At 61.6% G+C, this 15,143-nt stretch carries 14 protein-coding genes; 4 read left to right on the top strand and 10 right to left on the bottom strand.

Going from position 1 to position 15,143, the window contains the following annotated elements; all coding sequences use genetic code 11:
• Positions 1-108: 108 nt before the first annotated feature.
• On the bottom strand, positions 109-738 hold the full coding sequence (gene clpP / locus FHX14_RS17400) for an ATP-dependent Clp endopeptidase proteolytic subunit ClpP (RefSeq protein WP_003573944.1): 630 nt from the start codon (positions 736-738) through the stop codon (positions 109-111).
• Between the two features lie 214 nt (positions 739-952).
• Here clpP and FHX14_RS17395 point away from each other — a divergent pair, with 214 nt between their 5' ends.
• Together FHX14_RS17395 and FHX14_RS17390 are read left to right on the top strand one after the other, a co-directional pair.
• Positions 953-2,407 carry a GGDEF domain-containing protein gene (locus tag FHX14_RS17395; protein ID WP_184377930.1) on the top strand — a complete coding sequence of 485 codons (1,455 nt, stop codon included), beginning with the start codon at positions 953-955 and terminating at the stop codon, positions 2,405-2,407.
• A gap of 207 nt (positions 2,408-2,614) precedes the next feature.
• The gene (locus FHX14_RS17390) at positions 2,615-3,859 is read left to right on the top strand and encodes a cytochrome P450 (RefSeq protein ID WP_184377907.1); all 1,245 of its coding nucleotides are present in this window, start codon (positions 2,615-2,617) and stop codon (positions 3,857-3,859) included.
• A gap of 15 nt (positions 3,860-3,874) precedes the next feature.
• On the opposite strand, the gene pstB is transcribed toward FHX14_RS17390, so the two are convergent.
• From pstB to FHX14_RS17350, 8 genes are all read right to left on the bottom strand, one after another.
• Positions 3,875-4,681: a phosphate ABC transporter ATP-binding protein PstB gene (gene pstB, locus FHX14_RS17385; protein ID WP_003587352.1), complete on the bottom strand. Its 807-nt coding sequence runs from the start codon at positions 4,679-4,681 to the stop codon at positions 3,875-3,877.
• On the bottom strand, positions 4,681-5,538 hold the full coding sequence (gene pstA / locus FHX14_RS17380; protein ID WP_184377906.1) for a phosphate ABC transporter permease PstA: 858 nt from the start codon (positions 5,536-5,538) through the stop codon (positions 4,681-4,683). Before pstA ends, pstB begins: the two co-directional genes overlap by 1 nt.
• Position 5,539: 1 nt before the next feature.
• Positions 5,540-6,517, bottom strand: coding sequence for a phosphate ABC transporter permease subunit PstC (gene pstC / locus FHX14_RS17375; RefSeq protein WP_184377905.1), 978 nt, complete (start codon positions 6,515-6,517; stop codon positions 5,540-5,542).
• Between the two features lie 82 nt (positions 6,518-6,599).
• Positions 6,600-7,622, bottom strand: coding sequence for a phosphate ABC transporter substrate-binding protein PstS (pstS, locus tag FHX14_RS17370; protein ID WP_184377904.1), 1,023 nt, complete (start codon positions 7,620-7,622; stop codon positions 6,600-6,602).
• 332 nt (positions 7,623-7,954) lie between these two features.
• Positions 7,955-10,084 carry a bifunctional diguanylate cyclase/phosphodiesterase gene (locus FHX14_RS17365; protein WP_184377903.1) on the bottom strand — a complete coding sequence of 710 codons (2,130 nt, stop codon included), beginning with the start codon at positions 10,082-10,084 and terminating at the stop codon, positions 7,955-7,957.
• Between the two features lie 233 nt (positions 10,085-10,317).
• Complete coding sequence (locus FHX14_RS17360) at positions 10,318-10,662, bottom strand: cupin domain-containing protein (RefSeq protein ID WP_184377929.1); 345 nt, start codon at positions 10,660-10,662, stop codon at positions 10,318-10,320.
• A gap of 23 nt (positions 10,663-10,685) precedes the next feature.
• Entirely contained in the window at positions 10,686-11,969 is a 1,284-nt protein-coding gene (locus FHX14_RS17355; RefSeq protein ID WP_012557318.1) for an O-acetylhomoserine aminocarboxypropyltransferase, read from the bottom strand.
• A 156-nt stretch (positions 11,970-12,125) separates the two neighbouring features.
• The gene (locus FHX14_RS17350; RefSeq protein WP_184377902.1) at positions 12,126-12,554 is read right to left on the bottom strand and encodes a CoA-binding protein; all 429 of its coding nucleotides are present in this window, start codon (positions 12,552-12,554) and stop codon (positions 12,126-12,128) included.
• A 119-nt stretch (positions 12,555-12,673) separates the two neighbouring features.
• Here FHX14_RS17350 and FHX14_RS17345 point away from each other — a divergent pair, with 119 nt between their 5' ends.
• Positions 12,674-12,997 carry a hypothetical protein gene (locus FHX14_RS17345; RefSeq protein ID WP_184377901.1) on the top strand — a complete coding sequence of 108 codons (324 nt, stop codon included), beginning with the start codon at positions 12,674-12,676 and terminating at the stop codon, positions 12,995-12,997.
• 475 nt (positions 12,998-13,472) lie between these two features.
• On the top strand, positions 13,473-14,309 hold the full coding sequence (locus tag FHX14_RS17340) for an EamA family transporter (RefSeq protein ID WP_184377900.1): 837 nt from the start codon (positions 13,473-13,475) through the stop codon (positions 14,307-14,309).
• On the opposite strand, the gene FHX14_RS17335 is transcribed toward FHX14_RS17340, so the two are convergent.
• Positions 14,310-15,134, bottom strand: coding sequence for an enoyl-CoA hydratase (locus tag FHX14_RS17335; protein WP_184377899.1), 825 nt, complete (start codon positions 15,132-15,134; stop codon positions 14,310-14,312).
• Between the last annotated feature and the right edge of the window lie 9 nt (positions 15,135-15,143).

Here is a 15,143-nt window from a genome sequence, read left to right as displayed (position 1 = left end):
AACATAGCATTAATAGCTACTATTAGCGTCTTCGTCGCCAGTTGAAAGCCTTGTTCGATCACAAATGAGATAGAACTGTGGCGACGAAAACACCATCCCAATTAATTACTAGGCCTGTTCGCCTTCCATTTCGAGGCGCGACGTCAGAACCTTGTCGATCACGCCCCAGCCCTGGGCTTCATCCGCATCCATGAAATGGTCACGATCGAGCGTCTTTTCAACTTCTTCGTAGGTGCGGCCGGTGTGCTTGACATAGACCTCGTTCAGGCGGCGCTTCATCTTGAGGATGTCGCGGGCGTGGCGCTCGATGTCCGAGGCCTGGCCCTGGAAGCCGCCCGAGGGCTGATGCACCATGATGCGGGAATTCGGCGTGGCGAAGCGCATATCCTTGTGGCCGGCGGCCAGCAGCAGCGAGCCCATGGATGCGGCCTGGCCGATGCAGAGCGTCGAAACCGCCGGCTTGATGAACTGCATCGTATCGTAGATCGCCATGCCGGCGGTGACGACGCCGCCCGGCGAATTGATGTAGAGGGCGATTTCCTTCTTCGGGTTTTCGGCCTCGAGGAAGAGAAGCTGGGCGCAGACGAGCGTTGCCATATGGTCTTCGACGGCACCGGTGAGGAAGATGATGCGTTCCTTCAACAGGCGGGAATAGATGTCGTAGGAGCGTTCACCGCGGTTGGTCTGTTCCACGACCATCGGCACGAGGGCCATTGCGGTATCGACTGGGTTTCTCATGTGCGTCCTTTGTCAGCGTCTCGCCGGCCGGCGCCGGGAATCAAAGAAAATGTCTTATCCCTACATAGAGTGTCCGTGCCCTTCTCTTCAAGACACGCATGCGGATAACGTTAAGAAGGCGGGCAAGGCGGCCCTGGCTGTAGCCTCTTTCCAACAAGCGCCTGTTAACGGCGAGCCCATGGCAACGCCTTCCCCGGCTTTTCTCCATGACAGGATGAAGGAAAGCTTACTCCATTCGAGAGTGCTCACACACATTTACCCGGCAGAAAGCCTACCGGGAGATATCCGCCCAAAACCATGCCGCAGCGCAGCAGCATTAAGGAAGTGGCGAGCTTCCTCGGCAAGGATGCAGGCCAACAAATCGGGGCCGGCAGACAAGGCCACCGATAAGACAGACGGGCAAGGGGTTGCTGCCGTGTTCAATATCGCTACAGGTCTCGCCATCTGGTGTTCGGAGGCCATGACGCTCGCTTTGGTGCTGTTCGTCGCCTGGCGCCACAATGTCCGGAACGAGGCCTATCTCTATTGGGGCCTCGGCTTTCTGCTGACCGGCATCGGCTTTGCGATGATCGCGCTGCGCGACCAGGTGCCCAGCTTGCTGTCGATAGAGATCGGCAATGCCATCGCGCTGCTCGGCCAAAGCGCCTGGGTGGCGGGCTTTCTGGCGCTCGACCGCAAGAAGATCGAGTGGTGGGCGCTGCTGCCGCCGGCGATCTGGCTCGCCGGCGTCTTCCTGCCCTGGGTCAACAGCGACTATTCAAACCGGGTGGTGCTCTACAATCTCGCTTCGGCGACGGGTGCGACGGCGCTTGCCCTGGCGGTCGCCGCCGGCGACATGCGCCGCGAGCGTACCCGCGTCAAGCTGATGGGCGTCTTCGTCATCCAGGGCTGCCTGTGCTTCGGCTCGGCGCTGACGATGGCGCTGACGCTGCCAAGCGATATCGAGGCAACCAATCTCGGCGGCGCCTCCGCCATGGCAAGCGCCTTCCTGCTCACCATCGCCTTTGCCTTCACCTGCCGGCTGATCATGGAGCGCTCCGAGCGGCACCTGCGCGCCCTCACCCTGACCGATTCGCTGACGGGTGTGCTCAACCGCCGCGGCCTGCTCGGCTATTTCGACGCCATCCAGGAAAAAGCCCATGACGAGCAGCACCAGGTCGCGGTGATGCTCTTCGATCTCGACCATTTCAAGCGCGTCAACGACCGTTTCGGCCATCAGTCCGGCGATGCCGTGCTGACCGCTTTCGCCCGCATGGCCCGCCAGTATATTCCGAACAGCATCTTCGGCCGCATGGGCGGCGAAGAATTCGCAGCCTTCGCCGCGGTCACGGACCAGACGGAAGCCGAGGCGATCGCCGAAGCGATCCGCACCGAATTCTGCCGCCTGCCCGTCAGCACCGGCGAAGCCATCGTCCCGGTCACCGTCAGCATCGGCATCGCGCTCGCCTCCTCGCTCGAAGCCAATATCGACAAGCTGATCTCGGCCGCCGACCGCGCGCTCTATGCCGCGAAGGCTGCCGGCCGCAACTGCACAGTCACCTTCGGCGAAGCCGAGGCGGCGGCCCCGGCACCGGCGACGCCCAGCACCACCGCCGGCGAACTCGTGCCGACGGTCGACGACCAGGTCGAGGCGCTGCGGCGCATGGGTACGCTGTCGCGGGCCGGTTAGAGCTCGGCTTTACGCGAGTCGTTACCCCCCGGAACCGCTGCACACCTTCGGGCGACAGGCGTTGGCATAACCCTGAAATCGGAATCGAATCTTTGGGTTGGACGCAATCCTTAATGTGATGGTGCGTCCGGCCTAAAATCAACTGATCCAGGATCGCCCCTGCCCCGCATCTTTCCGAGGCCCGGCAAATCCGCTAAGCCTCGGGGCATGATGATACCGCCCTTTCTCTCGATCGACCGCTCAAGCCGCCACGTCTCGCTGGACGCCCGCAATCCGGCCTTCTACGGCGACCCGAATGCCGTCTATGCCGCCCTTCACGCCCATTGCCCGACCTTCTACTGGAGCGAACAGAAGCAGTGGTTCTTCACCGGCTACGACCATGTAAACGGACTGCTGCGCGACCGCCGATTCGGCCGGCAGATCCTGCACATCGCCAGCCGCGAGGAGCTCGGCCTTGCCGAGCCGATGCCGCATCTTGCCAGTTTCGATCTCTCGGAACGCTATTCCCTGCTCGAACTCGAACCGCCGGAGCACACGCGGCTGCGCACGCTGGTCAACCGCGCCTTCGTCTCCCGCCATGTCGAGAAGATGAAGCCGGAGCTTGCCGAACTCGCCAACCGGCTGATCGACGGCTTCGCCGACAAGGGCGAGGTCGAGCTGCTGTCGGCCTTTGCCGACATCATCCCGGTGACGATGATCGCGCGGATGATCGGCATCCCCGAGGAGATGGGGCCGCAGCTGCTTGCCTGGTCGCACGCCTATGTCCGGATGTACATGTTCGGCCGCACGCGCGAGCAGGAGGATGAGGCCGAACGGGCGGCGAAGGAATTTTCAGACTACGTCAGAACCGTCATCACAGAGCGCCGCGCTGAGCCGCGCGACGACCTGCTCACCCACATGATCCATACCGAGCACAAGGGGCAGTATCTCACCGAGGAAGAGCTGATCTCGACGACGATCGTGCTGCTCAATGCCGGGCACGAGGCGACCGTGCACCAGATCGGCAATTCCGTGCGCATCATCCTCGAGAGCGGCTCAGATCCGGCGGACCTCTTCCGCGACGAGGCGACGACCGAGCGCACCGTCGAGGAAACCCTGCGGATCTGCGCGCCGGTCCACATCTTCCAGCGCTGGGCGCTGGAGCCCGCCGAAATCGACGGCATCTCCTTCCAGCGCGGCGACAAGGTCAGCCTCATCCTCGCCGCCGCCAATCTCGATCCGGCGAAATTCACCGATCCGCTCGCCTTCCGGCCCGACCGCAGCGAGGCGGCAAACCTTTCCTTCGGCGCCGGCATTCATTTCTGCATCGGCGCGCCGCTGGCGCGACTGGAGCTCAACGTCGTGCTGCCGATCCTGTTCGAGCGGCTTTCCGGTCTGAAGCTGGCGAAGACGCCCGTGGTCAAGGATGTCTACCATTTCCACGGGCTGGACAGGCTGGATCTGCAGTGGTGATCCAGTCCTGACAGATCAGCCGTAGCGGCCGGTGATGTAATCTTCGGTGCGCTTGACCTTCGGCGACTGGAAGATTTCGGCCGTGGGGCCGTATTCGATCAGTTCGCCGAGATACATGAAGGCGGTGTTGTCGGAGATGCGGCTTGCCTGCTGCATGTTGTGGGTGACGATGACGATGGTGAACTCGCCCTTCAGCTGCGCGACGAGTTCCTCCACCTTAGCGGTGGAGATCGGGTCGAGGGCCGAGGTCGGCTCGTCGAGGAGCAGGACTTCCGGGCGCAGCGCCACGCCGCGGGCGATGCAGAGACGCTGCTGCTGACCGCCGGAAAGACCGAGACCGCTGCCCTTCAACTTGTCCTTGACCTCGTCCCAGAGCGCGGCCTGCCGCAGCGCCTGCTCGACGCGGATGTCCATCTCGGCCTTGTTGAGGCGCTCATGGTGGCGAATACCGTAGGCAATATTGTCGTAGATCGACATCGGGAACGGCACGGGCTTCTGGAACACCATGCCGACTCGGGCACGCAGCTCGTTCATCGAAAAGCCCGGATCGAGGATGTCCTTGCCGTCGAGCTTGATCGAGCCGGTGGCGCGCATCTTCGGATAGAGCATATAGATGCGGTTGAGGATGCGCAGCAGCGTGGACTTGCCGCAGCCGGACGGACCGATCAGGGCCGAGACCTGGCGCTCGGGGAAGCTCAGGCTGACATCCTTGATCGCGTGGGCGTCGCCATAATAGAAATTGACTTTCTCAAGCGCGATCTTGTCCCTGGCCAGGTGCTTTTGCGGCTTGGCGGCGTCGAAAGTGTCTGCGGACTGAAGCATCATTTCCCACCTTTTCGGTTGAGGACGGAGCGCGATACGACGCTCAGGATCAAAACGACGGCGGTCATCACGAAGGCACCGGCCCAGGCGAGATTCTGCCATTGCTCATAGGGGCTCATAGCGAACTGGAAAATGACGACGGGAATGTTCGCCATCGGCTGCGACATATCCAGGCTCCAATACTGGTTGTTCAGAGCCGTGAAGAGGAGCGGCGCGGTTTCGCCCGAAATGCGGGCGATCGCCAGAAGGATACCGGTCAGAATGCCGGCGGACGCGGCGCGATAAAGCACATTGACCGTGACCTTCCAGCGCGGGATGCCGAGCGAAAGCGCCGCCTCGCGCATGACATCGGGAACCAGGCGCAGCATCTCGTCGGTCGTGCGCACCACGACCGGCAGGAAGATGAAGGCGAGCGCGATGCCGCCGGCAAAGCCGGAGAAGCGCGATGTCGGGCGGACGACCAGCTGATAGACGAACAGGCCGATGATGATCGACGGCGCCGAGAGCAGGATATCGTTGACGAAACGGATTGCCTCGCCAAGCCTTTTGCCGCGAGCGAATTCCGACAGATAGGTGCCGGCCAGCACGCCGATCGGCGCGCCGATGACGACGGCCAGCACGACCATCAGCAGGCTGCCCATGAAAGCGTTGGCAAGACCGCCACCGTCTTCGCCGGGCGGCGGCGTCATTTCGGTGACGAGACTGGGGCTCAGTGCGGACAGGCCGTGGATCAGCGTCGTCCAGAGGATCCAGACCAGAAAGACCAGGCCGAGCGCGGTCGCGAAGCCGCAAAGCGTCAGCGCAATCGCGCTGCCGATCTGGCGGCGGCGGTAAAGGGAGCCGGAATAGGTCGCCATATTACTCCCCCCTCTGCTTTGCCATGCGCACCAGCATGAGCTTGGCGGCCGCCAGAACGATGAAGGTGACCACGAAGAGAATGAGGCCGAGGGCTGCGAGCGACGACCGGTAGAGATCGTCCGACGCCTCGGCGAACTCGTTGGCGAGCGTGGCGGCGATCGAGGTGCCGGGCTCCATCAGCGACACGGCGATATTGTGGGTGTTGCCGAGCACGAAGGTCACCGCCATGGTCTCGCCGAGCGCACGGCCGAGACCGAGGAAGATGCCGCCGACGACGGCAGTGCGGGTGTGCGGGATGACGATGTCGCGCACCACTTCCCACTTGGTCGAACCAAGCGCATAGGCCGATTCCTTCAACTGCGCGGGCACGACCAAAAAGACGTCGCGCATGACCGAGGAGATGAAGGGAATGATCATGATCGCCAGCACGATGCCCGAGGTCAGCATGCCGATGCCGAGCGGCGCGCCTGAGAACAGCGCACCGATCCCCGGGATCGGGCCCAGCCAGTCGATCAGCGCCGGCTGGATATAATCCGACATGAAGGGAGCGAAGGTGAAGAGGCCCCACATGCCGTAGATGATCGAGGGGATGCCGGCGAGAAGCTCGACGGCACCGCCGATCGGGCCGCGAATGGAGCGCGGCGCGACTTCGGTAATGAAGACGGCGATGCCGAGGCTGACGGGAACGCCGATGATCATGGCGAGCGCCGAGGTGACCAGCGTGCCGTAAATCGGCACCAGCCCTGCGAACTTCTCGGCGACCGGATCCCATTCCGTGCCGATGAGGAAGCCAAAGCCGAAGGTCCGGAATGCCTGAAACCCGCTTACCGCCATGGAGACCGCCGCTGCCAGCAGCGCCGCCAGAACGAACAGGCCGCAGCCCAGAACTATCCAGTAAAAAATACGATCGCCGGTCGCACTGTGGCGACGCTTCACGCCGGTTCCTGAGGCGGGCAGCGATGCCAATGCTTCGCTCATATCAATATACTCGACTGCTTTGAGGAAAGGCATTCGGGGCGGAAAGCCTCGCTTTCCGCCCCGACCGCAGGTCTTGCAGGGATCAGCCCTTGAAGGAGGCCGTCCAGTAGTCCTCGATCTGCTTCACCAGGGTTTCCGGAAGCGGCACGTAATCGAGGGAGGAAGCTTCCTTCTGGCCGTTTTCGAGCGCCCACTTGAAGAAGGCGAAAGCAGCCTTGGAGCGCGCCGCATCCTTCGGATCCTTGTACATGATTGCCCAGGTCGTGGCGGTCACCGGCCAGGCCTTTTCACCCGGCGCGTTGGTCATGATCAGGTAGAGGTCCTGAGCCTTGGTCCATTCAGCGCTGGCGGCAGCTGCCGAGAAGCTCTCGGCATTCGGCTTCGGATACTGGCCAGAGGCGTTCTGGATCAGAACGTAGGGCAGCTTGTTCTGCAGGGCGTAGGCATATTCGACGTAGCCGATCGAGTCCTTGACGCGGGTGACGTAGGCGGCGACGCCTTCATTGCCCTTGCCGCCGATGCCGACCGGCCAGTTGACGGCGGTGCCTTCACCGACCTTGCTCTTCCAGTCCTCGTTGACCTTGGAGAAGTAGTTCGTCCAGTTGAAGGAGGTGCCCGAACCGTCCGAGCGGTGAACGACGGCGATCTGGCTGTCGGGCAGCTTCAGGCCCGGGTTCAGATCGGCGATGGCCTTGTCGTTCCACTTGGTGACGTTGCCGAGGTAGATATCGGCGAGAACCTTGCCGGTGAGCTTCAGCTCGCCCGACTTGATGCCCTTGACGTTGATGACGGGAACGATGCCGCCGACGACGAGCGGGAACTGGCCGAAGCCGCCATCCGACAGTTCCTTGGGCTCGAGCGGCTTATCGGATGCGCCGAAATCGACCGTTGCAGCCTTGATCTGGGCGATGCCGCCGCCCGAACCGATCGATTGGTAGTTCAGCTTGTCGCCGGTCTGCTTGTTGTAGTCGGCGGACCACTTGGACAGGACGGGATAGACGAAGGTGGAGCCGGCGCCAGTGATATCGGCGGCAGAAGCCGAAACTGCCAGAGCGGCAACGAGGCCCGCACTGAGGCAGGCCGAGAGGAGTTTCCTGGTGAGCATGTGAAGCGCTTCCCTAATGGAATGGACAGGATGACGAGACCAGCGCCGCGGCGGGGGTGTCCATTGTCTGGGGCGCTGAAGTTCTCGTCACATCAGGCGGGCTAGGCGCGTATTATTACAGTCTGATGACGCTTTTCGATGGTCGAAACTGAGGGCATCGAATAGCGCAGCTGCGGCCTTTCGGTCGAATCGCGGATTTAACAAAGCCTTAGCAAAAACATCGGGATAGATTGACGCATGGCTGTGGTGGATTGCCGCAGCAGGCCTGGAAATGGCGCGTTCAGGCCGTCTAAACGCGGGTCCCGCAGTTGCAGCACCCCATCGATCGCGCGTCAGGCGGCCGACTCTTCTTCCAGCTTGCTGGATATGTCGCGTGCCGACATCGGTCTGCCCATCAGATACCCCTGAAGCTGATCGCAGCCGGCCTCTCGCAAAATCGCCGCCTGGCGGCTGTTCTCGATGCCTTCGGCGGTCACCGGAATCTGCAGGGCGGTGGCAAGCGAAATGGTCGCCCGAAGGACATCGGCGCCGTTGGCGCCTTCATCGAGAGCTGATACAAGCGAGCGGTCGATCTTCATGCGATCGAACCCGAACTGTCGCAACGCTCCAATGCTGGCATAGCCGCAGCCAAAATCATCAAGCGCGAATTTTATGCCGACGCGCTTGAGCTGGTCTATCGACCGCCGGGCCTGATCCGGATTCGTCATCAGGACACCTTCGGTGATCTCCAAGGTCAGGCGTTTTGGATCGAAGTCGAGTTCCTGCAGGACCGAAATCACTTCGGCGCCAAATTCGGGATTGCAGAGCTGGATTGGCGAGACGTTCACAGACAATGCCAGATCGGGCCAGCTCCTGGCATGCTCGATCGATGTTCTCAGCATGTGAACGCCAAGCGCATCGATGAGGCCGCACCGTTCCGCGAGCGGGATGAAAATCTCCGGGCTGATGTTTCCCGTTGCGGTTCGCCAGCGCGCCAGCGCCTCAAGACCGGTGACAGCGCCTGTCGTCGCAGAGACGAGAGGCTGAAAAACGGCCTCGATCGCACCACTGCCGATGGCGCCTTTCAACAGGCCTTCCAGTTCGGCGACCCGCTGGCGCTCCTCGTCCAGTTCGGGGTCGTATTCGATCGCCTGGCCCCGGCCATTTGCCTTGGCGCGATAGAGGGCCATATCCGCTCTGCGGAGAAGCTCCAAGGGCTCGATGTCTCCGTCGCCTGCGGCAGCGCCGATGCTTGCGCCGACTTCGATCGTCCGGCCGTCGATTTTGAATGGCTCGGCAAACAGCGCCAGAATGGCTTTTTCCATATCTTCGCAGGTGGCGGACCCAACATGCACCAGCGCAAATTCGTCGCCTCCCAGCCGGGCCGCGGCCACGACTTCGGGGTGGCAGACCATCAGCGCGCTCGAGACCAGCCGGATCAAATCATCGCCGACCGCATGCCCCCAGGCATCGTTGACGGCCTTGAAACCATCGAGGTCGACCAGATAGAGCCGTGGCGGCGAAGAGCCCGAACTCTTAAAGTCGTCCAACAGGCTGAGAAGTCCATGTCTGTTCAACAGGCCGCTGAGGCTGTCATGGCCTGCTTCGAAAAGCGCGGCTTGCGCCAATTGGCGCAGGCGCCGCGCCTCGGACGCGCCGACCATCAGCACGCCGATCAGGAACAGCGCAAGGATGGCGACGGCGGCCGCGACATAGGGCGTCACCTGCTGAAACACGGTGCTTCCCGGCGCTTTGCTCGGCCAGACGAGATAGCCGATGACGGCCCCCTTCATGTCGGTGATCGGCGTGTTCAGAAATTCCGGCCTGGGCTTCTTCTCCAAGTGCAAGCCTTCGAGTTCATGTTCGTTCGAGAGCGCATCGAGAACTTCGGGCGAAAATTCCTTGTAGAAGCTCAGCGTGCTGAGTTTCGGAAGCTCGGTGGTGGCCGCGTACGGCTGGATCGCCTGCGATGCGAGCAGGGCGATACCGCTTTCGGTCTTGATGAAATTGACCACCGGCGCCCGCGCTGGATCGGCAGCTACTCTGATCTGCCGATAAAAGTCTTCGCCGAAAACGTCGCTCGGCTCGAAGGGTTTGCCCTTGGCATAGGCGGAAACGATCGAAGACCGGTCAGGACCGATGACGACCGCGCCGTCATAGAGCGCGTAATCCTCGCTGGTCTTTCCCCAATTTTCATAGGCCCAAGCGGCGGCGGTCGGAGACGAGGCTGCACTGTAGGCATCGTCCCAAATGGCATTATCAGTCGTCGTCCCGCTCAGTCGCGCCACAAAGGCTCCGATTGCCGCACGGGCGGCGCGCGTGGCCCTGGCATCATCGATCTCATTCGCCGACCGGGTCATCGTGACGACGACATGCGCCACCAGGCCGGTCAGGATGAGGGCGACGACCAGGAAACAGACCGTCGTCGCGATGATGGAAGACGTTTGGGTGCGAACGTGCCTACCTGCAAGAGTCGACGACATGCAAATTCCGCAAAGATTAATTGCAAGGCCATGTCTGGGGGACGGCAGGAGACATCATGTCCGCAATGCGCTGCAGACGAGATATAGCATTTTGACAATGTAGAGCGGATTAATGGGATTGGTTAAAAGCGACCTATCCGGCAAACAGGCGCACGCATTTGCGGAAAAACGGGCTGCCCTCGCCGCAAATCGGGACAGGCGCGTCGTCAACGGCGGCGATTTGCCAGCCCGGCTTAAACCTTGATCACATAATCCTTGCGAGTCGTTTCAACGACTTCCCACGTCCCCTTGAAGCCGGGTCTCAAGATCATCCTGTCGCCGGTCTTCAGATGAACCGGTTCGCCGCCGTCCTCGGTCACGATCGAATGACCGAACAGCAGGCTGAAATATTCCCATTCCTCATACACGATCCGCCACTTGCCGGGCGTCGCCTCCCAGATGCCGGAATAGAGCCCGCCTTCGGCTTCCTCCAGGTTCCAGGTGCGGAATTGCGGATCGCCGGAGATGATCCGGCCGGGCTCCGGGGCGCCGAACTCCGGTTCGACGCCGTCAATGCTGAAGGGGATGAAATTTGCAATGGTCGTCACGGACCTCTCCGATGTCAGATCTTCGAGAGCGCCTGTTCGAGATCGGCGATGATGTCCTTGACGTCCTCGATGCCGACGGAAAGGCGGACCACGTCGGGCCCGGCGCCGGCGGCGATCTTCTGCTCGTCGCTCAGCTGCCGGTGCGTCGTCGACGCCGGATGGATGACCAGTGAGCGGGTGTCGCCGATATTGGCAAGGTGGGAGAAGAGCTGCAGCCCCTCGACCAGCGCCTTGCCTGCCTCATAGCCGCCCTCGACGCCGAAGGTGAAGACGGAGCCTGCGCCTTTCGGCGAGTAGCGCTGCTGCAGGGCATGGTTCGGGTCGTCGTCGAGGCCGGCATAATTCACCCAGGCGATCTTGCTGTGCGCCTTCAGCCACTTTGCGACGGCGATCGCATTGTCGCTGTGGCGCTGCATGCGTAGCGGCAGAGTCTCGATCCCAGTCAGGATCAGGAAGGCGTTGAAGGGCGAGATCGCCGGGCCAAGATCGCGTAGGCCGAGTACGCGGGCAGCAATCGCAAAGGCGAAATTGCCGAAGGTCGCGTGCAGGACCATGCCGTTATATTCCGGCCGCGGGCTCGACAGCATCGGGTAATTGCCGGATTTCGACCAGTCGAAAGTGCCGCCATCGACGATCAGGCCGCCCATGGAATTGCCGTGGCCGCCGAGGAATTTCGTCAGCGAATGCACGACGATATCGGCGCCGTGCTCGATCGGGCGGATGAGATAGGGTGTCGCCATCGTATTGTCGACGATCAGCGGCAGGCCGTTGCGGTGGGCGACATCGGCGATGGCGGCGATATCGACGAAGGTGCCGCCGGGATTGGCCAGGCTTTCGATGAAGATGCCGCGCGTCTTGTCATCGATCTGGCTTTCGAAGCTTGCCGGGTCGGCGGGATCGGCCCAGCGTACCTGCCAGCCGAAATTCTCGAAGGCGTGGCCGAACTGGTTGATCGAGCCGCCATAGAGCCTGTTGGCGGCGATGAAATTTTCGCCGGGGCGCATGATGGTGTGGAAGACGATCATCTGCGCTGCATGGCCGGAGGCGACGGCAAGCGCCGCCGTGCCGCCTTCGAGCGCTGCGACACGCTCCTCGAGCACGGCCTGCGTCGGGTTCATGATGCGGCTGTAGATGTTGCCGAAGGCCTGCAGGCCGAAGAGGGCGGCGGCATGATCGGAATCATCGAAGACAAAGGCTGTCGTCTGGTAGATCGGCGTGACCCGCGCGCCGGTCGCCGGGTCGGGCTGGGCGCCGGCATGGATCGCCAACGTGTTGAATCCCGGATCGTTCTTGGCCATGTCGTCCTCCAGTTGTTGCTGACGGGCAGGATCATAGCCTGTCGCTTGCGAAAGTTAATCGCGATCCGTTTCAACCCATAGGCGTTCGGTGGAAAATCCGTCTCAGCCGACAGCAACTCAAGCAATGAGGATAGGCAATGAGAACTGGCAACGAGGTCAGGCGATGAGACGGGGATATTCGATCGCCGGGCAGCGGTTCATCACCACCTTGATGCCGGCGGCCTCCGCCTTTGCGGCAGCCGCGTCGTCACGCACGCCGAGCTGGGCCCAGATGATCTGCGGCAGCGGCCTCAGCGCTAGCGCCTCCTCGACCACCCCATCCAGATATTCGGCGGCGCGGAAGACGTCGACCATGTCGATCGGCACGGGAATGTCGGCGAGCCGTGCATAGACGGTGCGGCCCTGGATCTGTTTGCCCGCCTGCCCCGGATTGACGGGAATGACCTCGTAGCCACGCGACAGCAGATAACCCATGACGCCGTTGCTCGGCCGGGCCGGATTGGGCGAAGCGCCGGTCAGCGCGATGGTCTTTACCGAATGCAGGATCCCGCTGAGATAATCATCCGTATAGCTGTCGTGGTTCATGTCCGCTTCTCCACTTGCAAAGCCGTTGGCATGGCCCGCAGGTTTTTTTGCATTTCCGTGAAACCGGCTGCACGCCTTTCCCGTATATATATGAACAGGATACTCCTGAGGATGATTCGATGAAAAAAATCGCTCTTGCCCTCATACTCGTGCTGGCCGCATCGCCGGCGCTGGCGATCTCGCGCTACAATCCGCTTGCCATGAGCTGCGCCAGCGTGCGCGCCGCCATCCACAATCAGGGTGCGGTTATCTTCCGTTATCAGTCTCCCCGCGGTCTGCCGCTTTATGATCGTTATGTCCGCAACAGCAATTATTGCGATGCGACCGATTATGCGGAATGGACTCATATCCCCTCGAAAGACGATCCCCGCTGTCCCGTCCTGAACTGCCAGAACATCGACAACCTTGACGGGATGCTGTTCGTTCCGCATTATCAACTTTGATGGTTTCGCCGTCCTGACGGCCGCAGGAACTATGCGTCTTTCGCGTTTGCGAAAGGCGCGCATTCAATCCCGCGCTGCGATCTTTCGAAAGTTACACAATCACAAGCTTTAAAATCTCAGTATGTCAAAGTTATAGAATAATATCTATATTTCAGCATCATAGAATAGTCGGTTACCGGGTTCCTGCAAATGGTTTCGTCTTTTGTTCTCGATATTATCGTGATCCGTTCCCGCATCCATTAGAAACATCTCATAGTTGAAAGGATCGCGTGGATTGAACGCATGTCGCGCGCACGTAAAAATTGCCCCAATGCGCCGCGATTGTGCCCATGCCGAAAGAATGCTATTCGACATATGAACACGTCCGCGACCGCCGCCGTGTATTTTCGTGCAAATCCCAGTTGTCTTTTCAGGAATTTGAAACGCCGAAGGCGAGGCGTTTCCAGCGTCCCTCATCTTTTCCGGATTTACTCCCTTGCCGCTCGACGTCATCCTGCTCGTTCTCTTCGGCGCATTGCTGCATGCGACGTGGAACGCCATCGTCAAGGCGGGAAGCGATAAATCCCTCGATGCGGCGTTGATCTCGGCCGGCGGCGCGGTTTCGGCGCTGCCGTTCCTGGCATTCCTGCCGTTGCCGCAAGCCTCTGCCTGGCCGTTCATCGGCGCTTCGGCCATCCTGCAATTCGCCTATTTCCAGCTGGTCGCCGCCGCCTACCGGGCCGGCGATATCGGTCTCGTCTATCCGTTGATGCGCGGCTGCGCGCCGCTGCTGATCGCGGCGACAAGCGGTTTCATCCTGAAGGAAAGTCTTTCCGCCGGCGCCCTTGCCGGCACAATGACGATCTGCGCCGGCGTGCTGACACTTGCTCTTGAGGCGCGGCGCGGCAGCAGCCGCGCCGTCATGCTCTCGCTTGCCAATGCCTGCGTCATCGCCAGCTACACCTATGTCGACGGCATCGGCGCACGCCTTTCCGGCAATGCGGTTTCCTACACTTTGTGGATGTCGCTGCTGCCGCCGGTGCTGCTGTTTTCCTGGGCGGTCTCGCAACGCGGCACCATCGCCGTGGCCCGTCACGTCCGTCGCAACTGGTGGCGCGGCCTGATCGGCGGTGCAGGCTCGATCGCCTCTTACGGGCTGGCCCTCTGGGCGATGACGAAAGCCCCGGTCGCAACCGTTGCGGCCCTGCGCGAAACCGCGATCCTCTTTGCGCTGGTGATCTCGATTCTTGTCTTCAAGGAAAAAGCCAGCGTCTGGCGATACGTCGCCGGCGTCGTCATCGCTATCGGCGGGCTGGTTCTGAAGCTGGCGTGACTACTCGCCCGTCCATTCCGGCGGGCGCTTGTTGAGAAAGGCGCCGATCCCCTCCTCGGCATCCTGCGTCAGCATGTTGTCGACCATCACTTTGGCGGCATAATCATAGGCTGCCTCGACCGGCAGTCCGAGCTGCCGGTAGAAAGCTTCCTTGCCGATCTTCAGGGTCAGCGGCGATTTGCTGGCGATCACTCCGGCATATTTGGCAACGACTTGCGCCAGATACTGCTTCGGCACGATGCGGTTGACGAGGCCGAAATCCTTGGCTGTGGAGGCGTCGATCGTCTCGCCGGTCAAAAGCATCTCCATCGCCTGCTTGCGATGCGCAGCCCGGGTAACCGCCACCATCGGCGTCGAGCAGAAGAGGCCGATATTGACCCCCGGGGTGCAGAATGTCGACGTATCCGTGCAGATCGCCAGATCGCAGGAGGCGACGAGCTGGCAGCCGGCCGCCGTCGCCAGCCCGTCGACCTCGGCGATGACAGGCTTCGGCAGATGCGCGATCTTCAGCATCAGATCGGCGCAGAGCCGGAAGGCCGTCTCGAAGAAACCGGCCCCCCGATCTTGATCGGCGCGATGGGCGGTGAGTTCCTTGAGATCATGGCCGGCGGAAAACACATTGCCGGTCGAGGCGATGACGACGACGCGCACATCCGCATCCGAGCCGGCCTTATCGAATTCGGCCATCAGCGCTTCGAGAAGCGCGATCGAGAGCGCATTGGCCGGCGGGCTGTTGAGCACGAGCCGCAACACTCCGTCCCGCAGAGAGCGGACCAGCAGCGCATCCGCCCTGCCTGCGTCCGGGAAGGATACGATTTCGGCCATGATGCTGCT

It is taken from the genome of Rhizobium sp. BK619 (assembly GCF_014195245.1).
In the GTDB taxonomy this organism is placed as follows: Bacteria; Pseudomonadota; Alphaproteobacteria; order Rhizobiales; family Rhizobiaceae; genus Rhizobium; species Rhizobium acidisoli.
This window is presented reverse-complemented; position numbering and strand designations above follow the sequence as displayed.